At 55.1% G+C, this 23098-nt stretch carries 26 protein-coding genes, 2 tRNA genes and 2 rRNA genes (1 of these 30 cut by a window edge); 10 read left to right on the top strand and 20 right to left on the bottom strand.

Annotated features, from left to right (window positions below; all coding sequences use genetic code 11):
* The first annotated feature begins 57 nt into the window (after nucleotides 1–57).
* The 3 genes from HQL44_10265 to HQL44_10275 all read left to right on the top strand — a co-directional run bounded on the left by HQL44_10265 (nucleotide 58) and on the right by HQL44_10275 (nucleotide 1966).
* Nucleotides 58–798, top strand: coding sequence for a 3-deoxy-manno-octulosonate cytidylyltransferase (locus HQL44_10265; protein ID MBF0268967.1), 741 nt, complete (start codon nucleotides 58–60; stop codon nucleotides 796–798).
* Nucleotides 799–803: 5 nt separating this feature from the next.
* On the top strand, nucleotides 804–1673 hold the full coding sequence (locus HQL44_10270; GenBank protein MBF0268968.1) for a prephenate dehydratase: 870 nt from the start codon (nucleotides 804–806) through the stop codon (nucleotides 1671–1673).
* Nucleotides 1674–1892: 219 nt separating this feature from the next.
* A tRNA-Gln gene (locus tag HQL44_10275) sits at nucleotides 1893–1966 on the top strand.
* Nucleotides 1967–2250: 284 nt separating this feature from the next.
* On the opposite strand, the gene HQL44_10280 is transcribed toward HQL44_10275, so the two are convergent.
* The 4 genes from HQL44_10280 to HQL44_10295 form a co-directional block, all read right to left on the bottom strand.
* Nucleotides 2251–3144 carry a trypsin-like peptidase domain-containing protein gene (locus HQL44_10280; GenBank protein MBF0268969.1) on the bottom strand — a complete coding sequence of 298 codons (894 nt, stop codon included), beginning with the start codon at nucleotides 3142–3144 and terminating at the stop codon, nucleotides 2251–2253.
* Between the two features lie 46 nt (nucleotides 3145–3190).
* Complete coding sequence (locus tag HQL44_10285; protein ID MBF0268970.1) at nucleotides 3191–3541, bottom strand: DUF86 domain-containing protein; 351 nt, start codon at nucleotides 3539–3541, stop codon at nucleotides 3191–3193.
* Nucleotides 3542–3832 carry a nucleotidyltransferase family protein gene (locus HQL44_10290; GenBank protein MBF0268971.1) on the bottom strand — a complete coding sequence of 97 codons (291 nt, stop codon included), beginning with the start codon at nucleotides 3830–3832 and terminating at the stop codon, nucleotides 3542–3544.
* Between the two features lie 242 nt (nucleotides 3833–4074).
* Complete coding sequence (locus HQL44_10295) at nucleotides 4075–4257, bottom strand: DUF1508 domain-containing protein (protein ID MBF0268972.1); 183 nt, start codon at nucleotides 4255–4257, stop codon at nucleotides 4075–4077.
* A gap of 122 nt (nucleotides 4258–4379) precedes the next feature.
* Between HQL44_10295 and HQL44_10300 the strand changes: the two genes are divergently transcribed.
* The gene (locus tag HQL44_10300) at nucleotides 4380–4844 is read left to right on the top strand and encodes a hypothetical protein (GenBank protein ID MBF0268973.1); all 465 of its coding nucleotides are present in this window, start codon (nucleotides 4380–4382) and stop codon (nucleotides 4842–4844) included.
* 76 nt (nucleotides 4845–4920) lie between these two features.
* On the opposite strand, the gene HQL44_10305 is transcribed toward HQL44_10300, so the two are convergent.
* Together HQL44_10305 and HQL44_10310 are read right to left on the bottom strand one after the other, a co-directional pair.
* A complete protein-coding gene (locus HQL44_10305) occupies nucleotides 4921–5292 on the bottom strand; it encodes an argininosuccinate lyase (GenBank protein MBF0268974.1) in 372 nt (123 codons plus the stop codon).
* A gap of 35 nt (nucleotides 5293–5327) precedes the next feature.
* Entirely contained in the window at nucleotides 5328–6020 is a 693-nt protein-coding gene (locus HQL44_10310; GenBank protein MBF0268975.1) for a class I SAM-dependent methyltransferase, read from the bottom strand.
* Between the two features lie 94 nt (nucleotides 6021–6114).
* Here HQL44_10310 and HQL44_10315 point away from each other — a divergent pair, with 94 nt between their 5' ends.
* The gene (locus HQL44_10315; GenBank protein ID MBF0268976.1) at nucleotides 6115–6909 is read left to right on the top strand and encodes a glucosamine-6-phosphate deaminase; all 795 of its coding nucleotides are present in this window, start codon (nucleotides 6115–6117) and stop codon (nucleotides 6907–6909) included.
* On the opposite strand, the gene HQL44_10320 is transcribed toward HQL44_10315, so the two are convergent.
* The 11 genes from HQL44_10320 to HQL44_10370 form a co-directional block, all read right to left on the bottom strand.
* Nucleotides 6906–7337 carry a dCMP deaminase family protein gene (locus tag HQL44_10320; protein ID MBF0268977.1) on the bottom strand — a complete coding sequence of 144 codons (432 nt, stop codon included), beginning with the start codon at nucleotides 7335–7337 and terminating at the stop codon, nucleotides 6906–6908. The two genes, HQL44_10315 and HQL44_10320, sit on opposite strands and share 4 nt — an antisense overlap.
* Nucleotides 7338–7450: 113 nt before the next feature.
* A complete protein-coding gene (locus HQL44_10325; protein ID MBF0268978.1) occupies nucleotides 7451–8182 on the bottom strand; it encodes a glycosyltransferase family 25 protein in 732 nt (243 codons plus the stop codon).
* A gap of 234 nt (nucleotides 8183–8416) precedes the next feature.
* On the bottom strand, nucleotides 8417–8956 hold the full coding sequence (locus tag HQL44_10330) for an acyloxyacyl hydrolase (GenBank protein ID MBF0268979.1): 540 nt from the start codon (nucleotides 8954–8956) through the stop codon (nucleotides 8417–8419).
* A gap of 232 nt (nucleotides 8957–9188) precedes the next feature.
* Entirely contained in the window at nucleotides 9189–10847 is a 1659-nt protein-coding gene (locus tag HQL44_10335; protein ID MBF0268980.1) for a hypothetical protein, read from the bottom strand.
* Nucleotides 10844–12229: a beta-glucosidase gene (locus HQL44_10340; GenBank protein MBF0268981.1), complete on the bottom strand. Its 1386-nt coding sequence runs from the start codon at nucleotides 12227–12229 to the stop codon at nucleotides 10844–10846. The genes HQL44_10335 and HQL44_10340 overlap by 4 nt, the downstream gene beginning before the upstream one ends.
* Before the next feature lie 541 nt (nucleotides 12230–12770).
* The gene (locus tag HQL44_10345; protein MBF0268982.1) at nucleotides 12771–13826 is read right to left on the bottom strand and encodes a hypothetical protein; all 1056 of its coding nucleotides are present in this window, start codon (nucleotides 13824–13826) and stop codon (nucleotides 12771–12773) included.
* A 2-nt stretch (nucleotides 13827–13828) separates the two neighbouring features.
* Nucleotides 13829–14110, bottom strand: coding sequence for a type II toxin-antitoxin system YafQ family toxin (locus HQL44_10350; GenBank protein MBF0268983.1), 282 nt, complete (start codon nucleotides 14108–14110; stop codon nucleotides 13829–13831).
* Nucleotides 14097–14360, bottom strand: a complete 264-nt coding sequence (locus HQL44_10355; protein ID MBF0268984.1) for a type II toxin-antitoxin system RelB/DinJ family antitoxin — start codon at nucleotides 14358–14360, stop codon at nucleotides 14097–14099. Before HQL44_10355 ends, HQL44_10350 begins: the two co-directional genes overlap by 14 nt.
* Before the next feature lie 147 nt (nucleotides 14361–14507).
* Nucleotides 14508–15242, bottom strand: coding sequence for a hypothetical protein (locus HQL44_10360; GenBank protein MBF0268985.1), 735 nt, complete (start codon nucleotides 15240–15242; stop codon nucleotides 14508–14510).
* A 111-nt stretch (nucleotides 15243–15353) separates the two neighbouring features.
* Nucleotides 15354–17060 carry a putative Ig domain-containing protein gene (locus tag HQL44_10365; GenBank protein MBF0268986.1) on the bottom strand — a complete coding sequence of 569 codons (1707 nt, stop codon included), beginning with the start codon at nucleotides 17058–17060 and terminating at the stop codon, nucleotides 15354–15356.
* Between the two features lie 108 nt (nucleotides 17061–17168).
* A complete protein-coding gene (locus HQL44_10370; GenBank protein MBF0268987.1) occupies nucleotides 17169–17585 on the bottom strand; it encodes a hypothetical protein in 417 nt (138 codons plus the stop codon).
* Nucleotides 17586–17729: 144 nt separating this feature from the next.
* Here HQL44_10370 and HQL44_10375 point away from each other — a divergent pair, with 144 nt between their 5' ends.
* Genes HQL44_10375 through HQL44_10395 form a run of 5 tightly spaced genes read left to right on the top strand, consistent with a single transcriptional unit; the run spans nucleotide 17730 to nucleotide 20919 of the window.
* Nucleotides 17730–18026 (top strand): MobA/MobL family protein, encoded by a 297-nt coding sequence (locus HQL44_10375; protein ID MBF0268988.1) that lies wholly within the window; start codon nucleotides 17730–17732, stop codon nucleotides 18024–18026.
* Nucleotides 18027–18030: 4 nt separating this feature from the next.
* Nucleotides 18031–18534, top strand: a complete 504-nt coding sequence (locus HQL44_10380) for a MobA/MobL family protein (GenBank protein ID MBF0268989.1) — start codon at nucleotides 18031–18033, stop codon at nucleotides 18532–18534.
* On the top strand, nucleotides 18534–18854 hold the full coding sequence (locus HQL44_10385; protein ID MBF0268990.1) for a hypothetical protein: 321 nt from the start codon (nucleotides 18534–18536) through the stop codon (nucleotides 18852–18854). Before HQL44_10380 ends, HQL44_10385 begins: the two co-directional genes overlap by 1 nt.
* A 55-nt stretch (nucleotides 18855–18909) precedes the next feature.
* On the top strand, nucleotides 18910–19236 hold the full coding sequence (locus tag HQL44_10390; protein MBF0268991.1) for a hypothetical protein: 327 nt from the start codon (nucleotides 18910–18912) through the stop codon (nucleotides 19234–19236).
* A gap of 3 nt (nucleotides 19237–19239) precedes the next feature.
* Complete coding sequence (locus HQL44_10395; protein MBF0268992.1) at nucleotides 19240–20919, top strand: recombinase family protein; 1680 nt, start codon at nucleotides 19240–19242, stop codon at nucleotides 20917–20919.
* Here HQL44_10395 and HQL44_10400 read toward each other — a convergent pair.
* The 3 genes from HQL44_10400 to HQL44_10410 form a co-directional block, all read right to left on the bottom strand.
* A tRNA-Met gene (locus HQL44_10400) sits at nucleotides 20876–20952 on the bottom strand. The two genes, HQL44_10395 and HQL44_10400, sit on opposite strands and share 44 nt — an antisense overlap.
* 104 nt (nucleotides 20953–21056) lie before the next feature.
* Nucleotides 21057–21171: ribosomal RNA gene (gene rrf / locus HQL44_10405) — 5S ribosomal RNA — on the bottom strand.
* A gap of 99 nt (nucleotides 21172–21270) precedes the next feature.
* Nucleotides 21271–23098, bottom strand: a 23S ribosomal RNA gene (locus HQL44_10410) (it continues 912 nt past the right edge of the window).

Raw genomic sequence — 23098 nt, forward strand, 5'->3', positions numbered from 1 at the left:
GGATGCTGCCAGGGTTATAGTGTGGCCGCAACCTGTAAGAAAGTCCGTGAAATACCCATGTCCAACCCCATCATCCTGATTCCCGCCCGCCTGAAGGCGACGAGGCTGCCCAACAAGCCCCTGGCCGACATCCACGGATTGCCCATGATCGTGCATGTCTGGAAGCGGGCGATGGAGGCTGGCATCGGCCCGGTGGTGGTGGCCGCCGCCGAAGCCGAAATCGCCGATGCCGTGACCAAGGCGGGGGGACAAGCGGTGCTGACCGATCCCGATCTGCCCTCGGGGTCGGATCGCATCTGGGCGGCGCTGAACGGCGTCGATCCGCAAGGCGTCCATGACGTGGTGGTCAATCTGCAAGGAGACCTGCCCGCCATCGACCCCAAGGTGATCGCCGCCAGCCTGCTGCCACTGGCCGATGGGGCCGTGGATATCGCCACCCTGGTGGCCGAGATCAAGACCGGCGAGGAGTTGGGCAACCCCAATGTGGTCAAGGCCGCCCTGGCCTTCGCGCCGGGGGCAAGTACCGCCCGCGCCCTTTATTTCAGCCGCGCCCCCATTCCCTCGGGCGCTGGCCCGCATTGGCATCATATCGGCATCTACGCCTATCGCCGCGCCGCGCTGACCCGTTTCGTCGATCTGCCGGTGGGCCTGCTGGAAGCCCGCGAGAAGCTGGAACAGTTGCGCGCCTTGGAAAACGGCATGCGCATCGACGCCGCCCTCGTTGACACGGTGCCGGACGGCGTCGATACTCCCGCCGATCTCGAGCGCGCCCGCGCCCTTCTTGCCAAACAGAGCTAGCCATCATGCCGACTGACGCCAAACGCATCGCCTTCCAGGGCATTCCCGGGGCCTATTCAAATCTGGCCTGCCGGATCGTGTATCCCAAGCTGGAACCTGTGCCCTGCGAAACCTTTGACGACGTCTTTGCTTGCGTGCGCGACGGCAAGGCCGAACTTGCGATGATTCCGATTGAAAATTCGGTGGCCGGGCGCGTGGCCGACATCCATCATCTGCTGCCCGATTCCGGCCTGCACATCATCGGCGAATATTTCCTGCGCGTGAATCACCAGTTGCTGGGGGTCAAGGGCGCCAAAATCGAAGACATCAAGACCGTGCGCAGCCATGTGCATGCGCTGGGCCAGTGCCGCAAGCTGATCAAGCAATTGGGCATCAAGGCGGTGGTGGCCGCCGATACCGCGCTGGCCGCCCATGAAGTGGCCGAGAAGGGCGACAAAACGGTGGCCGCCATCGCTTCCGAACTGGCGGGCGAAACCTATGGGCTGGAAGTGCTGCGCTCGAACATCGAGGATGCGGAACACAACACCACCCGCTTCGTCATCATGGCGCGCCAGCCCATAGCCCCAGACCGCCGGGTTGGCCCGGTCATCACCACCTTCGTCTTCAAGGTGCGCAACGTGCCCGCGGCGCTTTACAAGGCGCTGGGCGGCTTCGCCACCAACGCCGTCAACATGACCAAGCTGGAAAGCTATCAGGTGGGCGGCCAGTTCGTGGCCACGCTGTTCTATGTGGATGTCGAGGGCCATCCCGACGACAAGGGCCTGCGCCTAGCCCTGGAGGAGCTGGACTTCTTCACCCGCGAGGTCAAGATCATCGGCGTCTATCCCGCCCACCCCTTCCGTTTCGAAAACCGCCTGAAGGCGGTTGAGGACTAGAGCAGATCGGAAGAATCCTGAGCCGTTAATCGGCTCAGGATTCGCGCGTGAGTCTGCTCTAGCAATTTGTTTTAGCGAAGGATTCACGTTTAACTCCGGGTCACTGGAGTGACTCGGAGTTAAACGATCCTGCGCTAGGTTTGTTCTCAATGGGTTGGGCGCAGCAGTGGCTAGGCCTTGCCTTGCCCCTGGGGGTGTGATACGAAACCGGCCTTCCGCTGGGGGATCGTCTAACGGTAGGACAGCGGACTCTGACTCCGCCAGTCTAGGTTCGAATCCTAGTCCCCCAGCCAAAACGCAAGCCCCCGCAAAAGCGGGGGTTTTCGTTTTGGGCTTGCGGGATAGAGGGGGCGAACCTTGTTCGACACCGAGGGCCGAAGGCCCGAAGGGGCGGCGAGCATCGCAAAGCGAGCGCAGCCAATCCTAGTCCCCCAGCCAAAATTTCATCATAAAATCAGCAAGTTAAGTAAAGCGCAAATCGCGATGCGCCCCCAATTTAGCGATTCGCTGTGCATTCGAAGTTTTTTGGATTTGCGTTGCGCTTTCTCCTTTTTCACAGGCTTACTTTCGTTGAACATTAAGAAATGTGTGGGTGTTTCCCAATCTTCCCGGCGGAGCAAATACTCTCTATTTCATCCTTTCTCCAGCAAAGCCCAAGCGCAGCGCCTTCCTCTTCCTTTCCAATTCTTGCACTGTAACATCCGATAAACTCCATTCTGGTTTCAAAAAGGGCTACATCATGCCGTTTCCAAAACGTCGGGTCATCAATATTTAATTGTTCATAGGGGTCTGTCATGGACCAAGTTCCGGTAAATGCTGAAAACACCGGAGCGCCTGACATGCCCTCGCGTGTTTGTGAATCTATGAAAAATGCTGGGAGCTTTTTTCCATCAGTCATCCCCCCTATCGCATTTTGATTGCCTCCGATAGTTACGTCATAAAAAGGCTCAGAGGCAATGTATCCCGACTTCCAGAGCGGAATGCCAAAGGCAACGCTTATCGACCTTGGAAAGCCCAAAACAAAAACAGGGTTTCCGGGTTTTATTGGTGTCTTTATGGAGCATATTTTGTTAGCTGCAGTGTGCATGAATGTTGGACAATTTTGAGGCTTGCTGAACTCAATGGCAACCACATCGCAGTCATTACCAAGCTCTCGATGCTCGAGCCAAATCGGTTCACCATTTTGGTAAATTTCAAGTCTCTGCGATATCGTTGTAAAGGTATCGTTTTTGCCCGGCAGCCACGCTGATAACTTCACCTCCAGAAAGGTTGGAAATCGCCTAATCGCTGAATTCGGCTCTTTAGTTAGAAAGTTTTTTCCCGATATATTATGCCAATTTGTTATCAGATAATTCTTATCATTGTACGAGTAGAAAAACCCTGTACCTGTAGAGATTACACCTTGATTGTCATTCATGAGAATCTGTAATGGGCATTGGCTGTAAGGGCTTCTTATGCCATGTTCGGGCATTTCCTCCTCCAAGAAACCGTGTGGTCTGGTCTTGAATATTTCCTAATCATCCGTCTACGACACCGGCATCGAGTTCCAACCTCCCCACCAACTCCGGCAACGAAATAACAACCGTCTCCCACACCACATCGAGATTGATGTCGAAATAGCCATGGGCGATGCGGTTTCTCATGCCGCGCATGGACCGCCAGGGGATATCGGGATGTGCCTCCACGAAATCGGGATAACCCGCCATCAGCTTGGTCGCCGCCTCGCCAATGACGACAAGATTGAGAATCACCGCCTGCTGGGTGCGCTTGTCGGCCAGGAAAACTTGCTTGTTCATTCCCTCGACATAAACGCAGGCCTGCTTCGCCGCGTCCAACATATGGCCGATGTAATCCTCGGCCCTATTCATTCAAACCGGCCTTGCCTGTGCCAACACGTCGGCACGGAATTTGGGTGGCAGATCGCCTGGGGTAAGCAGATCGACCGGCACACCCAGCAGCTCCTGCAATTCATCTTGCAGACCGCCAAGATCGAACAGGGTGGTGCCGGGGAGAGGATCGACAAGCAAATCGAGATCGCTGCCGTCCTGGTCGGCTCCATTCAGCACCGAGCCGAACACGCGCAGATTCGCCACGCGAAAGCGGCTGGCCGTTTGGCGGATGGCATCTCGTTTTGAATCAAGCGCGGTCGAGGGCTTCACGGTCTTTCTCCTGCAACCCAATGTAGCAGATGACGGCAAATCCGTTAAGGCCGCAAGTTTCGCCCAGTCCGAAGGCAGGCGGCAAGAATTCGCAGTCCATTCGTAGCAGCCACTTCAGTCTATAACACACTGAAATGATTTGATGTAATTGCTGCTCTCGCGAACACTGACCACGCCCATCCGTCCGAAAAAGCACCACCGCCTTGGCGGGGGTGTTCGCATCTATCTGGCCAGTGCTTGACTCACACGGGGGTGCAGGTCATCCCGTTGCGCTGGGCGTTGTCGATGCAGTCGCCCTTATTGCTGTATCCTTGGGTTGAAGCCCCCACAATACGCCCGTTGCTGGCGGTGCGGCGCCATCTCCAGCCATCTGCGCCGCTGTAAATCTCCCAAACGTCACCGTTCTTGTCCGTGCAGCTTGCCATGACGAATCCTTTCAATTGTTGCCCGGCCACTATGCCAGCCTAGACAACCCTTTACAAGTGTGTCTTTGGCGTAGTAATTACTTCTGGTTGCTTTCTCTATAACGACAACAGGGAGGAAGGTCATGACTGATTTACGAGGAACACCGATCGACCATGCGATCAGGGACTATCTTGACGATTTCGTCATGGGCAATGAAGGCAAAGTCACCACCAACCGGCTTGAACAGAACGGAACGACTTTGACCTTGGATTACGAAGTCCTGCACCGCCACGATTCGGGCTTTCCGTTTGGCGTCATTTACAACATTCCGATGAATCTAAGGGGCGACGTGGATATCCTTGATCCCACGACCTGGGATATCGAAGTTTGCGTCGATGTTCTTACCCAAAAGGTCTGCATCAATCTGCGCGATGTAATCGCAATCGTCGTCGGCCTGCTGTCGGTGCCGGTCGCCAAGGCCGTCGCCGAAATCGGCCATGACAACTTGGAAAAGCTGCCGCTTAAACTCGATGCCGCGTTCAAATCGAAGATGACTATCAGCCGCTCGCCCTGGACCGGCCATCACGGCGGGTTTAGACGATATTAGTCCTGCGCCCGTCCGTCCGAAAAATGCACCCCCGCCTTGGCGGGGGTGTTTGCATCCACCAGACCAGCGCAGGCGACTATTCGTAGCTGGCGGTCGTCTTGTCGGTTTTTCGATTGTATCTGATGGTGATCTGGTTGACGGAACACAGATCGATATTGTTCCAGACGGCCGATGAATCGTCATCCGAATAAACGACCTTCAAATCCCATCGGCAGGTTTTCGCGGCCCTCGTGAAGACGATATCCACTTCAAGCCCGTCATCCAGCGTATCCTGGCCCAGAATGTCGTCGCCCCAATCATCCGCCTTGCTGGGCGATACATAGACGGCGCTAAGTTCGTAGCCGGTTTTGTTGACCAGCGTGAAATCCTGCTTGCCCTCTTGGGCAAGGGCGGGAACCGACAAGGCGGCGGCAAACAACATTCCAAGAAAGGCAAGTCGCATCTTCATCTTCTCCTCTTGCTTCAACGCATCAAAGGGCGGCGCTATTTCAGCCCGGCCACCACCGAACGCCGGTGTCTGGCATGGCCGATATTCTTGGTCAGGGGCTGGGGCTGAAAACCGCATTCGGTCAGCACGCCCACGATTTCCGAAATCGTGTAGGCCGACAAGCCCAGCTGCTTTCGCATCTGGCGATAATCGGAACGCAGGGTTTTCACCAGCCCCTTCATGGCGTCGAACAGGAATCCCTCGGCCATGCCGAAACCCAGCAAGGCCCGCACATCGCCAACCAAGCTGTTGTCGGGGCTTAGAATGTCGCCGATCACCAGCTTGCCTTGCGGCGTCAACAACGCTTTTAAGCTGCGCAGCAAGTCCGGCAACTGCCCTTTGGGCACATATTGAATGACGGAAATCATCAGCACGACATCGCAAGCCCCTTGGGCTGCGTGCAGATCGCTAAGGATTTCGATGGCGGGCAATCCGGCAAAGCGGTTGCGAAGTGTTGTGCGCTTGGCCTCGGCCCGGTCATAAAGCAGCACGCGCCCGCCAAGCTCTGCGATGCTGGGCGCCATCAGGGCCTCGCCGCAACCATAATCCAGCAAGGTGAAGGGGGACTTGGGCAGCAAGGGCTGAATATCGGCAAACAGCCCCTTATAGTGGGCCATCAGGTGGCGTTTGCTGACATAGACCGACACGTCGCCGTTCCAGTAGTCAAGCCAACGATTGTCGGAAGTCATTTTGCCCTCTCGTTTGTGCAAGAACATTGATGCATTTTGGCGCAAGGACCGTAAACTGAAATTTGTGGCCGACAATAGGGGAGGGCTGATTTCCTTGCTGGTTCATATTCTTCCTGATGCCCAGGCGGTCAGCCAAAGGGCTGCCCGACTGGCCGCCAACTTGGTTCGCGCCAAAGCCAAGGCCGTGCTGGGACTGGCCGCCGGGGCAACCCCCCTGGCCATGTATGGCGAGCTTGTGCGCGCGCACAAAACGGGCGAGGTGGATTTATCGGCCATCACCGTTTTCGGGCTGGACGAATATCTAAGCCTGGGAAGTGATCATCCGGCCAGTTGCGCCTATACGTTAAGGCGCCATCTGATCGAACCGCTTGGCCTGCCAGATGATCGCGTTCATCTGCTGGATGGGCTGGCTGGCGGCAATCTTGTCGCTTATTGCGCCGATTACGAGGCAAGGATCAAGGCCGCGGGCGGGCTTGATTTGCAAATCCTCGGCCTGGGCGTCAATGGCCATATCGGTTTCAACGAGCCGGGATGCAGCCTGGGCGGGCGGACGCATACGGCTGTCCTTCGCTCCAGCACGCTGGCCACCAACAAGGCGGTGTTCGCCCCCTATGGCGAAGAGGTGCCCAGGGGCGCCGTCAGCATGGGGGTGGCCACAATTCTGTCCGCCAAGCGCATCTTGCTGCTGGCGACCGGACCCGCCAAGGCCCAGGCGGTGGCCAAGGCCGTGGAGGGCCCCGTTACGACGATGCTGCCCGCCTCGGCGCTGCAGATGCATCCCGATGCGCTGCTGCTGCTTGACGAGGCGGCGGCGGCTGACCTGTCGCTGAAGGCCGACTATCAGGCGCAAACCGCCCTGCTTGAAAAGCTAGGGGCGGTGGAGGGTTAAAGCGCGTCCAGCGTCACCCCGGCCTCGCCGAACATGATGGCCGCCACTTCGAATTCGCTCATATCCATGCCGACGGTGCCCTTGGCTTCGTTGGGATAGACGACCCTGCGAACCCCGGATTGGATCAGGCTGCGCGCGCATCGCGAACAAGGGCAATGCGTGACATAGGCGGTGCATCCCTTCAGGCTGACGCCGATCCGGGCCGCGTGGGCGACGGCGTTTTCTTCGGCATGGCTGGTCCACAGATATTTGGCCGGGCGTTCCATGCGTTTGGGATCGTCGGTCACGCCGCGCGGAAACCCGTTATAGCCCGTGGTCAAAATCTCGCGGTCGGGACCCACCACCACGCATCCGACCTTGGTCGAAGGGTCCTTGCTCCAGGCTGCGATATGCTCCGCCAGGGCGATGAATCTGCGATCCCAACTCATGGTCGGCGTCCCTTCGATAGATGCGTCACCCGACTATTTTATACTAAACAGGAGCGAGATAAACCCTCATCGCTGCGTATTCGCGCTTCCAGGCAGACGGAGCGCCAGCCGTTTCAAGAGGCGGACATAGAGTCTACCCGGTTGATCTGAAAATTCCGGCTAATCGCTAGGGGCGGAATGCAGGTATAGGCGTTCATTTGGGGATAGACACCCACCATCATGCAATCGATGCCGTAGGCTTCAATGGTTGCGTCGGTCGGCCACAGATTGATCGCGCGTCCATCCATCGGAAAACAATGCTCGATCAGCATCCGAGCGCCCTTGGGCGTAATCAGATATCCGCAGCCGCCGAATGCCATCTTCAAACGGCACAAATTGACCGAACCGCTTTTGGCGCGAATGTCGTTGATCTGCCCTTCGGTCGGGTTGAGAATGGAGAACTGACCTGCGAAGTTGATCCCCGGCGCATAGACGATTTCCATCACGCTGTCCGTGTTGCAGCCCAGCAGCAGAAAATCCCAGTCGGTCTTGCCGCCTTCGATGACAGCCAGTTGTTCCAGCAGATCGAAGCGCAGCCGCGCATCGTCTTCGAAGATGGCGATGTTCTGCCCCTGTCGCACGCACTCCCGCCACAATGCAAGGTGCGACAGTGCCGCCCCCACCGAAGCCTTGGTATAGGCAGAGGCTTCGGGCGTCACGATCTCGGGCATGGATTGCAAACTGCCCAGACTGGCCCCGTTTACGCCAGGAAATCGGGTGAAGGCGATCCCGGTCCCCTGATTTGCCTCTAGGAAGTCCTTTAGCCTAGCCGCTTCCCGGTCCAGATTGATGACGAAGAATTGCATAGGGTTTCTCGTTTGAGCCGACAGACAGAGAAAGAGAACCAGCGACAATATTACTCATCCTCTGTCCAACGAGCGCTTGGATCAAGGTTCATTAGTCGGTCGCTCCGTTGCCCCATTGGCCCGTCTCGAAGAGGAATGCGCAGCCTTCGCGCCGCCCAGAATGACGGAGAGAGCGGCAGAGGAACGACGAGAGGAATATCTCGGATGCCGCCGACGCCTTGGACCTTGCGGTCTTTAGAATTTATAGCCGTAGCGAACGCCCAGCGTATCCATGCCCTCGTTCGGATCGGCCAGGAAGGCGTTGGAGACATGGTCGAAATAAAGCGAGATACCGTTATGGCCGTCGAAGCGATAACCGATTTCCGCCGGAATGTGGAACAGGACCCGCGAGCCGAGCGCCTTGTGGTCGCGGCTTCTCAGTTCCAGGTCGCCATTATGCACGGCGGCGCCCAGCCCCAGCCCGAAATACAGGCCGATGTTGGTCTCATAGCTCCAGACGGCATCCAAATAGGCCTTGCTGGTGTCGCCCGACGAATTGAGGCTGCCGCCCAGGGCCGGACGAATGGCCCCGCCGAGCACAGGCAGGCTGGGCGTGAAAACCAGTTCTGCATTGAGATCAACGCCGGACTCGCGGCGAAAGCCGCTCCAAAGATTGTCCATGTCGTGATAGAGCAAACCGCCCTTCACCTCATAGACCAAATCGCCAAGTCCTTCGGCATGGGTCGGCAAACTAGCGACCAGAACAAGCATAAGGGTTAGGATAAAACGGCGCATGAAAAAGCCTCCGGATAAACAAACCCTCCAGCCCGGCCAGAATGGTCCGGGCAAGCAAAGTTAGATGTCGTTCTTTTTCTGCTGGGACTGTAGCCTATACCGCGACGCATTGATACACAATGATCCAACAAAACAGCCCAAAAGGGTTCTCAGCCACCAAAGCTCATTTCATCTTGTTATTTCATGAGCTTCGCCTTCCCTACGTTTTCAAAAACTTATTGGTTCCCCCGCATTATTGGCGGCGGATATCGTAGACATTGGCCAGCGCCACCCCTTGGCGGGAAATTCTTGCGATCAATCTTGCGCCTTTGGGCACCTCCCAATCCCAGCGCGTCGGCGCTATGGCGAACTGGGCTTCTTGGGTCGTTCCCACATTCTTCCAATGTTTGGGCATCATCGCGTCGGCAATGAATTCGCGGTAGGCGATCTTCACCAGCACCCTGGGTTCCTTCACCTCGCGACCATTCGCGGCTTCGAAATCCAGATAGCCTTTCAAACGATCGACCGCCTCGGCCGTTCCGTTGGCCCAATAGTCCGTCTCGAAGAGGGGGGCGCCTGCCTTGGTGCCGCCCGCGAATGCCGTGATGCGGATATATTCGTTGGGATGCAGGACAAAGATGGCCCACAGTCCGTAGCCGATGACGGCGCCGCCCAGAACGGCGGAGGGCACGGGCCAGCAGGCAAGCCGCTTCCAGAGGATTTCCGCCGCCCAGCCGGCAAGCAGGGCCAGCAACGGAACTACGAACAGAATATGGCGGATGCCGTCATAGATGATGGCCCCCGAGATGACGATATAAACCAGCGGAAAAAGTCCCGCCGTGGCCAGGATGACCGCGCCGCGGTTCTCGACGACGGTTGTCGTAAGATTGAAGACGATGTCTGGCAAACGGTCGCGCCGGTCAATGGATTTCGCCAGTCCCAATCCAGCCAGATAAAGAATGCGAATCAGGGCGAGGCCAAGAAAAACGGTAAAAGGTTCGGCCAGTCTGGCGATGAAATTGAGCGGGATGTAATACCAGGGCAGGTCGATGGTGCGAAAAGGAATGCCCCAGACGACGGACGAATAATCGAGCATCCTTTTCCCGAAATGGCCCAAGGCCAGCGACAGCGTGCCCAGGGGATCGTCTTGAATCCAGGGCCACAGGCACCAGGTGGACAGGGCGGCGACAACCATCACGCCTAGCGCAAGGGCGCTGGTTGCCAGCGGCGTTGGCAGCGAAGGGTCGGCTTGTTTGATCGACCATGTGAATTTGGGCAACACATAAGCCAGAACCAGCAGAATGGCGCCGCCCACCACATAAAGCGGCAACATCAAGCCCCCCACCCGAGAGGCCACCGACAGTCCGATCAGGAATCCGCAGGCCGCTGCCTTCAGCCATAGGCGTCGGCCATTCCCGGCAAAGACGGCGACGATGGCCAAGGTCGCCCAGGTCATGGCGACCGTGAAGGGCGCATCCACCGGCGAATTGAACATATGGCCATAATAGTTGCCGGTCAGCAAAAGCAGGCAAACCGCGACGAGGCCCACGCGCGCATTGAAAACCATGCGGCCCAGCAGAAAGGTTCCGACCAAGCCGACCAGGGAAAGCATGCCGGTGGCAAGATGGCGCATCTCGAAGGTTGGCAGCCAGTTGAACGATTGAAGCCATGCCACGATGATGTGGAACCATGGCCCATATAGATAATCGTCATACCAATCCAGCGACGACCTGTCCGCGCCGAAGGTGGCGTAATATTGCAGCGATTTGACGCCATAGACATCGAACAGAAATTCGTCGACGGAAATGCCGTAATCGCCCGCCGTCGTAGCGACGATCACGACCATCAGCGCCATCAGTGATAAAAACAGCCGGTCGAAGAGGCGTGTGTTTCCTTGCGGCAAAGCGCTCATGATTTTTTGATTGTCCCTTCCGACGCTCGACCTGCCTGCCCCAGCTTGAAACCGGCGATCAGGTCCTTGTACCAATTGGCCGAAGCCTTGGGCGTGCGTGCTTGCGTCTTGTAATCGACATGGACGATCCCGAAGCGGACTTCGTAACCCAGCACCCACTCGAAATTATCCATCAGCGACCAGACGAAATAGCCCCGCACATCCACCCCTTTGGCCACCGCGTCCGTCATGGCGGCAATGTACGAATTCAGATAATCGATGCGGTCCTGGTCTTGGATGAATTGTGCGTCTTCGGGTTCCGAGCGGGTTCCGAATCCGTTTTCAGTGACGTAGATCGGCAAGCCATAGGTGCTGGAAATGTCATGCAGCGCATCGCGAAAGACCTCGGGGGAAATCGCCCAACCGATCCCGGTCTGCCCAAGCTCGGGCGGCGCCGCGCCAAAACCGAAACGACCGACATTGTCCTCGTCCTTCACGAAACTGGGCGAATAATGGTTGAGGCCGAACCAATCCAAGGGACGATGAATCCGCGCCAGATCGCCGGGGCGCACGCACACGGCCTCCATCTCTTCGGCCAATCCGTCGGGATAGCGTCCAAGAATCTGCGGATGCGGAAAGGATCGGTTCCACATTTCGTCCATACGAAGGCTGGCCGCCCGCGAATTGTCATCATCCGTCTCGGGAAAACAGGGCTGGAACGTATGCACGCAGCCCAGTTGCGCCTGCGGCGCTTCGCTCTTGACGGCATCGACGCCTGCGCCATGCGACAAATTCACATTGTGTATCGAAGTCAGCAAAGCCTTGCGGTCGGCCTTGCCTGGCGGCATCCAGTTCCAGCCATAGCCGAACAGGGTAAAAAGCGACGGCTCGTTGAAGGTGGCGAAATGCGAAACTCGGTTTCCCAGCCGTTTCGCAACGATTGCGGCATAGTCGGCGAACCAGTTGGCGATATCGCGGTTCAGCCAACCGCCCAGATCGTCAAGTGCCTGGGGAAGATCCCAATGGTACAAGCACAAGAAGGGTTTGATCTTGGCGGCCAGCAATTGATCGACCAATCGATCATAGAAATCCAGCCCGGCTTCGTTCACCGAACCCTGCCCCTGGGGCAGAATACGCGCCCAGGACACCGAGAATCGGTAGGCAGACAGCCCCAAATCTTGCATCAAGGCGACGTCTTGGGCGCTGCGGTGATAGTGATCGCAAGCGACTTCGGCGGTATCGCCATTGGCGATCTTGCCGGGGATCGCGGCATAAGTTTCCCAAAAGCTGCGGCCTCGCCCATCTTCGTTCAGAGCGCCCTCGACCTGATAGCAGGAGGTCGAAGCGCCAAACAGAAAATTTGGCGGCAAATTGGACAGATTGGGAAAGCGGCTTTGCTTCATTTGGACTCCCCGCGGCCATAGGCTCCATCGCAGATATATCGCAGCAATGCACAACCCAACAAGACGAAACGAAAAACGGCCCCACGAGGGGGCCGTTTTCGAAGTTGGTTGCGGGGGCACGCAACCATCTCTATTTACTCTTGGAACAACTCGTGACCGTCCAGGTGCGTAAACCCATCTACTCCGCCCGGGGTCTAAAGGTTATATAACCAATATTGCTTTGTTATTTTGCAAATCGAAGCGTATAAATCATCGTCGCTTGGTTCAAATCATTCCCTAGCGCGGGGATACTGCAACTCGCAAACCAAGCTGCTAGCGTTTAACGCGAATAGAACATCCTCAAATTCGGGGATACGAAGACCAGAATCTGATTGGCAATGCCATCAAATTTCACAAAACATCCCCCAGTGGGATACCAGCGCAGCGCCGCCTTCGGGCGGCTTTTTGTTTCGTGCCGCGCCTATGCCGAAGCTTTGAATCACGACACATATTTCTTGATTAATATATAGGCCAACTACGACAAACCCCGCACCCCAGCACGTCATTCCATAGCGGACCATTTTTTCATTCTGGCGTCCCAGAATTTAATGCCAGAACCTTGCCGTAGCCGCCAATTCATTGGCGACATTCGGCTGCCATCATATTGGTCTTTGGTCACGTCGTCGGTTTTAATGACGTAATTTATTTCTCGTCGCCAATCGCCTTTTGTTGACGACACCGGCATTGTTTTGGAAACGCCCGGAGAATTAACCGGGTGGATTGATTTCGGCGTAACCAAAAGTAAATGGACATGCGGAAATCCCTTTTGGTTTGGCTCGTTGACGGCCACGCAGAATCTGACGCCCTTTTGCTGTTTCATAAAATTCGTCGTATGCCGAACCAGTTTTCCCAGGATTTTCTTTTCAGTGTCTTGCGAGCAATCGATTTGCGGATACGTCTCCGTCAGAACGACGTGGTGCATATGATCGTCTCTTGGATTTGCCGCAGCCATCAATCGTTTTTCGACATCAATCCGCTGCCGGATTTTTACTTTGTTGACGTGGAATGAAATTCCTCGTTTTTCGATTTCTGCTAATCGTGCGGCAGCAAACAGCCGGGCATCTACGTCCGTTGCGTAATGTCGAACCCCATCCAAATCCACGACCAGCCGCTGGCGATAGAGAAAAAACGCCCATTTTGTTGCACGTTCGTGATTCAGGATCGGGTTTGAGAGCGTTCGAGACTGTGGCATCCGGCAAAGCCGCTTTATTCGCTTTGCCAGCGGCGTCGAAGAGCCGAATGCGTCGAGGCCTTTTGATCGCGAAATATCGACAGCCAGTCGGAAAGCCTCAGCTTTCATTTTCTCGAACATTGGTTTTCCGGAACCTGGAATTTTGCTTCCCCACGGGGGTAACAGATCGGCCAGGATCATTTCATCAATAATTCGCCTCTCTGCTTGAATCTCAAGATATGTCCAAAATTTTTCTTTGTCGATTTTATAGGGCCTGCTTGCCGGTTCTTTCAAATCGGCCAACGCTTTCTTGATAAAATATCGGGCGATGTTTTTTGAAACGCCAATTTCGCGTGAAACGTCGGAAGTGGTCAAAAATTCCGCCACGGTTACAATCCCAATTCGCTATGCGAACCCAAGCGGACCAATTCCAACGTTTGATCGTCGGGCTTTCGATAAATCAAAACCAAGTCCGGGTGAATATGGCAGTCGCGGCAGTCTTTCCATTCCCCGATTAGGGCGTGATCGCGAAATTGTGCCGGTGGCGGCACATCCGAAACAAGAAGACCGACAATTTCCAAAAGATCGCTGTCCAGCGTTTTCCGGTGGCGGCCTTTTTGTTCGCGCTTGTAGTCGCGCTTGAAAATTCCTGTCCGCCTAATCGTCCGCATTCAGGTCGGCCATCAGTTCTTCAAGACTTCCGACCGGAACCGTCTCGCCACGACGAGCCGCCTTGATGGCCTCGATGGTCTTGGCGTTGGGAATCAGAGGGTCGAAGGGCAAGGCCTTATCACGTGCGATCCTCGTCATCATCAGGCGGAAGGCGTCGGACACTGTCAGGCCCATGGCGGCCAGCACGGCCCCGGCCTCTTCCTTGATGTGTTCGTCGATCCGGGCGCGGACAACGGCATTGGCGGTCATGGCTTTCGCCTCCTTCATTCTCTGGGCTACAATGTAGCACAGGTAGGGCGCGCTTCCAAACGCTTTGCTAGCCCACCGCTAAATTAAGGGGCAACAAACAATTTCTATTGCTGCTAACCACCAGCAAAACAACACAAATATAATTTGCTATTGTTGAATTGGCACGCCCTTTACCCAGATAAGGAATGTATCCCGTTCCCATAAATGGGGAATGTTATCGACCACTTCTTCGACTTTCAGGGCTTGGTCCTCGTTTAAAGCGCCAATGATGTTGCCCTTGACATAAATGCCTTTATTTCTGCGTGGTGGGGCATCGCGTCTTGCAGTGTTAAGTCTTGCTGTTAGAACATCCCCATTTTTAGGAATCGTTTTAAAATTAAGAAGCTGCGGATACAGCGTGCCTGTTTTGCGATTGAATTTACCAGCATATGACCACGCCGGCTCATTTACATTTATTATTGAACCGGCGTTGGCGAATTTATTTTTTATACTGTCATCTTCAATATCATCAATCTTATTCCGCTCTTTATTAAATCGGTTAACTGCATCAGTTGCTGCTGCTTCTACCCATTCCTTCAAATCGCTCCTTGCGTGTTGCTTCTCTTCTTCAAATGAACGTTTTATTTCATTGGCGGTTTTCTCAATTTCCTGTTTATAGGAATCTGCTACCCTCTCAAATATTCTCGGTATTCCAACGAAGCCCAATAACAAACCTATTCCAGCGCAGCTTGCCGCAAAAATTGTTGCAATATTTCTTACAAAGTCCGAAGAAAGCCATTTATAAAGTCTGTGCTCAGTGATTGACGTTTTTCTAGGCGGCGGTCGTTCAGATTCCCCATTCGCCTGCTCGGGCTGATCTGGCTTTAATGTTTCTTCGCTCATATCACCCCCCAATCCCCGTTCGACCCATTTCTCAGCCCGGCAGAGGCGACGGCATGCCGGACGATTGAAATTCAAAATTCAAGACCCGACCCCAATCTTCTTACGTCCTCTTTACGGGACGACGGTGATGCTGATGCTTACGCTGGCGCTTCCTTGGCTATTCGTAGCAGTAATCGTTCGGTTGTACGTATCACCAACCTGGCCAAGAGGGATAGTTCCAGAAAAGCGACCCGTTGTTGAATCAAATGACAGGTTTGCTATAGCAGAACTGTTTGAGTAAGTTAAATTTTCACCTGAGAAATACTCTGAAGTGTCTAAAGTGAAGACTACAGTTGCCTGAGCGTTTGTTGCCTGCGTCCCTGATACCTTTGCACTTGGTGCACAAATTGCTTTGCCACATGATTTTGCCAACTCAGAATTCTTGCTATCCCGCACTTCCTTTGCTAGTTCTTGCGAGCGCTTGAGCGATTCCTGAATCGCGCGGGGCTGTTCGGCCACACCTGCTGCCGAGAGGCGCATGCCCGCCTTGGCGGCGGCTGGTGACGTGGGCTTGGCTGTTTCGGCCCCCGTGGGTGGCAGGAAGCCTAGGCGGCCCAAAGCGCCCTCGGTTTCGCGCATGCTATCTTCCGACGACGGCATGGGCTGGGATGCTAAATTCAAAGGCCCGTTTCCGTTGGCGACACTTAACGTGCTGGCCCGCTGCTTTTGATCCTCGGTCCACAGATCGGAAACCCGCCATGAAGCTAGCAAGGTTTGTTCCTTGTGGCTGGTCTGGCGATAGCTGAGGGATAACGGCCCCACTTCGGCCGCCGCCGTGCCGCCAACCACGCCACGCGTATCAACATCACCGCCCATGCCGACCAGCCAGCGCAGCGAATGGCCAAAATAATCGCCGCCCAAAAATGCCACACCCAGCCCGCCATTGCCCACGGCTTTCCACTGGGTCGTGTTATCGACATGGTTGTAATGGGCGATGTTAACGCCGGTTCCCACCGACACCGGCAGATAGGCACCCAGGATGCTGGGGGTGACGGCACGCAGGCTTAGATCACTCGCATTGGTGCGCGGGCTTCCCTGAAAGCCCGAACGTTCCATCGGGCTAAAGCCATAGGTGGCCGTTCCCGACAGCGATGAAACATTGTCCATCAAGGTTTGCAACGGGGCGGCCAACGAAGGCGGCAAGGATTCGCTCACACCCTGGCGGCCAGGGTTGCGCTTGAACCAATTGAGATACGTGGTGTAGGTGCGAACCTGCCGATCATCGAGCAAATAATATTCGGTCGCCTGCGAAACATGCTCACCCAGCGTAAAGCTGGACCAGGGGTCAAGTTCCGGCACCACGAATTGGAATTGGCCATAGCCTTCCTGGGCGCGATGATTGGTCAGGAACCCGGCGCCGATGGCGTAATGCTTTTCTTCATCCAGCACCGCGCCCAGCGTGAAGCCGCCGCGCGTTTTGTATTTGTTGTCCCATTTCATCCGCATGGAAAAATCGGACAGTTCGAAACCCAGCGTGGCGTTCTGGCCCCATTCGCTGCCCGTTTGATCGGGCAAGGATGGATTTAGCGAAGCCCGGAATGGACCGGCCGCGTAATTCAGGCCAGATGGCGATGGCTGCGAAGTTCGAAGAACGGTATCGGTAAAGGACGAGGAACGGGAAGCAGAATTATACCCCCCCCCGCTGTAGTTTGCGGGGTGTTCGTCGGCATGGGCGATTGCGCCGATGGACAAACCAGCCGCAGCCAAGAAAGCCGCATGCACGGTCTTTCGACCGGCGCGGCTATGGCTGGCGGGTTGCTGATTTTTGCGGCGAAACATCGGCCCCTTAAATTCCCCTGACAGCGCGCCGACGAAGACCCCGGCACGTTAGGGTGGAAGATACCTACGTCAATCGAGCCGGTCCAGCAATATTCTGTATTTTTGCGTTTATTGGGCTACGGCCAGTCCGGCCATAGGCCCCGTGGAAAAATCATTTCCAGATGGCCGTAGCCGTGGCGCAGGGGCGGCCAGAACCCCTGTTTGCGACTTATCTGTCAGGCGGGCCAGGGATTTTTGAAAATGACGTTGGGCGGCCTCCCGCACCGCAGCAGACTCGAATTTGAGAAGGTTTTCCAGCCTATCTCTGATTTCCTGGTGCCGCTCGGGGCTTTTAAAGGCCAGCCGGGCCAAACTGGCGATGTAGGACTCGGCCAATCGGAGCTTCATCCTCAAGTCGATACCCTTTTGGCTTTCGCGCCAGCGCGAAAGAAGAACCTGCCGCGCTGCTTTCAGCCTCGCTTCTTTTTCTTCGATTGCAGCAAGCCTTTCTTTCATGCTTCTGTGATGTTTCTTTTCATTTTCCATAATACACCCAAGACAATGTTTATTGCTAAAGCTATAATATGGCACTTGAAATTATTATGCAAGCATAGTATAAATATGCATAAGGGCGCACACTAAGCAATTACTTCGTCTTTGCTTCACATTTACTGCGTACATGGTGAGAACGTGGCGATTTTTCATTTGAAAATGTCCCCAGTCAAAAGGTCCAAGGGCCAATCCGCCGTGGCGTCGGGTGCTTATATTTGCGGCCTGAAAGTCTGTGACCAGAGGACCGGCCAGACACACGATTACACGCGGCGCTCCGGCGTGATTGCCATTTCCGAACGGCCTGTCGGCTGGAAAGGTTCGGTAGATGAATTTCTGCGCGCCATGGAAATGAGGGAGGGCAGAAAAAACAGCATCCCCGGGAGGTCGGTCGTTTTGGCCCTGCCCTTTCCAACTACCAATAAAAAGACAGGTTAATCTCGTGAACGACTTCGCCCTCTATCTTCAGAAAAGGCACGGCTTGGCCGTGATTTTTGCTCTCCATGCCCCTGACCAGCATGGAAGTCAGAAAAATTATCACGCCCACCTTCTGCTGTCGTCGCGGCGCGTCGTGGATGGCATCCGCCTTGGCGAAAAGGCCAGAGAGCTTGATGTCCGGCAGACTGGCCGTATTCACCTGGAAGATTGGCGGAAGGAATGGGCGCGGCTGGTCAATGAAGCCCTGGCGAATGCAGGGATCGCCGAGCGCATCGATCACCGTTCGCTCGCTCGCCGTGGGATTTTGCGGACACCCAAACGGCACCTCGGCCCAGCGGCTTCAGCGATGGAGCGGCGCGGCAAAAGAACGTTTTTGGGAGATCTGAATCGGGAGATTGGAAAGATTGCCCAACAGATGAGGATCGGCGTTTATGCCCCCGCGCCGATTCGTCACGCGAGCAGGGGGGTAGCCAATTTCGTTCAACGTGCCGTGGAGGGCAAAATCTAATGGAGTATTCATCATCTGAAACCCAACGGGAAATCATCGAGCGCATTGCATGCGCGCGGTGTGGCGACTGTCTTTTCTTCCGCGGAGTCACGGATGAATATGGACGGTGCTGTAATCAACCACCCACGTCCGGTGGCTCAATCATGTCGCGGATCGGCGAAACCGATAATCTCTGGAAACTGGTCAATGTTCCCACCGTGACTCCGAATCATTTTTGCGGGTCGTTCCAGCGGAATGAATCGCAGAAATCGGCAGACAACACCCTGACCGACAGGCTGGAGTTGGCGATGCGCAAGCGGGAAATTCGTAACTTGAATTGATCTTTGGTGAACCGTCTGAATTTCTTCACCACTGTTTCAGTTTCCAGACTTCATCTTGGCGGGATTTAATTTTCGGGTCGATAATCCCGCCAAGTTGAATTTCCAGTTAAATTCGTTTATTCTTCCTTATCTTATTTTGGAACCAATCATGGGCGCGATCCCTTTTTCCAAACCTCAGATTCTAGAATCCGACGCTTCACCCACTGATGGCGTGCCTCCAGCTTTGATGGCGAGCGATGTGCTAGCGATGCTGGCAAAGTTACTCGCCCGTGCTGCAGCAGACGAACACTTAAGATCGAAGGGGTTCATTCCTGGTCGCCTTCTTCTTGCCGTTTTCTTGATGTTTGCTTTGATTTGGCTGGCGATGTTTTTCTTGAGGTAGTTTATGTCTGGATACGCTGCAAGCTATGGCCGTTTTTCGTCGGATTTGCAAAATCCGACATCGGTCGCCGACCAGCACCGACAGAACGATATTTTCGCTACAAAGCAAGGATGGAAAATTTTCCGCCATTATGGCGATGAGGCGGTGTCGGGATTTTCTTTAATCCGACCGGGGATTCAAGCACTATTGGCTGATGCCAAAAACGGTCATTTCCAGTTCGTTATTGCCGAGGGACTGGAACGTATTTCACGGGATTTGTCCGATACGGCCCGTGTCTTCAAAGAGCTTAGCTTTCTCGGCATCAAGATTTTTACCCTTGCGGACGGCGAGGTCAATGACCTGCACGTCGGCCTCAAGGGTACGATGAACTCCCTTTTTCTGCGCGATCTGTCCATGAAAACTAAGCGCGGACTGCGCGGACGCATCGAGCAGGGAATGGCGGCAGGCGGTGTGAGTTTTGGATATGAAGTCGTCCGCGAAATCGACTCGTCTGGAAAAGTTCTATGCGGAAAGCGCCGTATCAATGAACAAGAAGCCGATACCGTTCGCCGAATTTTCCGCAATTACGCGACGGGGAAATCCCCACGGGGAATAGCGGCTGAACTGAATGCCGAGGGCATTTCTGGCCCTAGGGGCGGTTCCTGGTCACCCTCAACGATCAACGGCAATAAAAAGCGCGGCATCGGCATTTTGAATAATGAGCTTTATATCGGATTTCTCGTGTGGAACCGACAGTGTTTTCCGAAAGACCCGACGACGGGGAAGAGAGCAGCTAGACCAAACCCACATGAAGCGCTGATCGTCAAAGAAGTGCCCGATCTGCGGATTGTCGATTCCGATCTGTGGGATCGCGTCAAGACCCGTCAGGCAATTGTTTCACGCGATACTAGGCCAGATGCACAGCCAGGAGGGCTCAAACCCGCCTGGGAAAGCCGAAGGCCGCGTTTTTTACTTTCCGGCCTGATGCGTTGCGGAACTTGCGGCCATAGTTTCATTAAAGTCAGCTCCCATAAATTCGGATGCGCTGCGGCGAGGGATCGCGGATCGGCTGTTTGTCAGAACCTATTGACCGTCCGTTACGAAGAAATTGAAAGGCTTTTTCTTGAGTCTATTAAGACGAACCTAATGGCCCCCAGTCTTTTTAAGGTTTTTTGTCAAGAATTTCTTGCCGAATCAAACAGATTACGTGTGGAAGAACGGGCGGCGATTACAACCAAGCAAATCGAAATTGACCGCATCAATCGTGACTTGAAACGCCTTCTGGAAACCATTCTTGGTTCCGACGTTTCGCCCGTCACCATAGTCGATTCCATGAAAGCAATGGAACGCAGAAAGGCGTTTCTGGTAACGGAAATTGCCGAAGCGGAGAAGCCGGAGAAACTGCCGCTTCATCCGAACATGGCAGAAATGTACCGTCGTAGGGTTGATGCCTTGCAAGTGGCCCTGGCCGATCCCAAGACGAAAGACGAGGCTTTCGATCTTATCCGATCCCTGGTCAAGAAAATCACCCTGACACCAGATGGCGACGAGCTTCGCATTGAAATCGAAGGAGAGTTGGCTGGGATTATGGCCATTTGCGCGGAAGGAAAGCAAAATCCCGACCCCCTTTCGGGAGCCGGGATTGCCGGTAAACTAAAGATGGTTGCGGGGGCACGATTTGAACGTGCGACCTTCAGGTTATGAGCCTGACGAGCTACCGGGCTGCTCCACCCCGCGTCAACTGGTGTAAGAGATGCGCCATTTTGGCCGGTAGAAATTATGTGGCTTCTAAAGCCAAAGGAAGATCCGTGAAGAGTGCTGAAGTTCCGTTCCCTTGGAAGACCTGGCGACGACCTACTCTCCCATGCCTTAAGACATAGTACCATCGGCGCTGAGGGTTTTCACGGCCGAGTTCGGGATGGGATCGGGTGTGGACCCCTCGCTAAGATCACCAGGTCGTCCAAGAGAACAGTTCTTCAGCAGTAATGTGACTTCGGGTCGTGTCTATGCAAGAGAGAGTTGCGTCTCGCATTTGGTGCTTGTCTCTGCGCAAGGCAAATCAAGCCAATCGAGTGATTAGTAGGGCTTAGCTGCGCACGTTGCCGTGCTTCCACATGCCCCCTATCAACGTGGTGGTCTACCACGTCTCTCAAGGGAAACCTCGTTTCGAGGGGAGCTTCCCGCTTAGATGCTTTCAGCGGTTATCTCGTCCGAACATAGCTACCCGGCGCTGCGCCTGGCGGCACAACCGGTACACCAGAGGTTCGTCCATCCCGGTCCTCTCGTACTAGGGACAGGTCCTCTCAAGTTTCCGACACCCACAGCAGATAGGGACCGAACTGTCTCACGACGTTCTAAACCCAGCTCACGTACCACTTTAATCGGCGAACAGCCGAACCCTTGGGACCTGCTCCAGCCCCAGGATGTGATGAGCCGACATCGAGGTGCCAAACCGCCGCGTCGATGTGGACTCTTGGCGGCGATCAGCCTGTTATCCCTAGAGTACCTTTTATCCGTTGAGCGATGGCCCTTCCACGTGGAAACCACCGGATCACTATGGCCGACTTTCGTCTCTGTTCGACTTGTCAGTCTCACAGTCAGGCGGGCTTATGCCATTGCACTCAGCAGCCGATGTCCGACCGGCTTGAGCCCACCATCGCGCGCCTCCGTTACTCTTTGGGAGGCGACCGCCCCAGTCAAACTACCCACCATGCAGGGTCCCGGACCCGGATAACGGGCCTCGGTTAGACGCCAGGAAACAGAAGGGTGGTATTTCAAGGTTGCCTCCACCCGAGCTAGCGCCCGAGCTTCAATGGCTCCCACCTATCCTACACATCCATTCCCTAGCGCCACTGCAAAGTTGTAGTAAAGGTTCATAGGGTCTTTCCGTCTAACTGCGGGTACTCCGCATCTTCACGGAGAATTCAATTTCGCTGAGTCGATGTTGGAGACAGTGGGGAAGTCGTTACGCCATTCGTGCAGGTCGGAACTTACCCGACAAGGAATTTCGCTACCTTAGGACCGTTATAGTTACGGCCGCCGTTTACCGGGGCTTCAATTCGGTGCTTGCACACCTCCTTTTAACCTTCCGGCACCGGGCAGGCGTCAGACCCTATACGTCGCCTTGCGGCTTCGCAGAGCCCTGTGTTTTTAGTAAACAGTCGCCACCCCCTGGTCTGTGCCACCCCCTCTCGGTTGCCCGAAAAGGGGTACCCCTTCTTCCGAAGTTACGGGGTCAATTTGCCTAGTTCCTTCAACATCGTTCTCTCAAGCGCCTTGGTATGCTCTACCAGTCCACCTGTGTCGGTTTCGGGTACGGACTATATGCCGAGGCTATTTCCTGGATCCCTTATGCGGCCCGATCAATCCAATAAGATCGAACAACAGTTTAGGATCGTCACCTTCGGCAGGCTGGGGAATATTAACCCCATTCCCATCGATTACGCCTTTCGGCCTCACCTTAGGGACCGGCTCACCCTGCGTGGATTAACCTTGCGCAGGAACCCTTGGACTTTCGGCGACAGTGTTTCTCGCACTGTTTGTCGCTACTCATGTCAGCATTCGCACTTCCGATACCTCCAGCATACCTCGCGGCACACCTTCAACGGCCTACGGAACGCTCCGCTACCGCGCAACTTGCGTTGCACCCGCAGCTTCGGTACGTGGTTTGAGCCCCGATACATTTTCGGCGCAGGACTGCTATTAGACCAGTGAGCTATTACGCTTTCTTTAAAGGATGGCTGCTTCTAAGCCAACCTCCTGGTTGTTATGGCCTTCCCACATCCTTTCACACTTAACCACGATTTGGGGACCTTAGCTGGCGGTCTGGGTTCTTTCCCTTTTGACGACGGACCTTAGCACCCGCCGTCTGTCTCCCGGATAT

The sequence above is a fragment of the Alphaproteobacteria bacterium genome, assembly GCA_015231795.1.
Lineage (GTDB): Bacteria > Pseudomonadota > Alphaproteobacteria > Rhodospirillales > WMHbin7 > WMHbin7.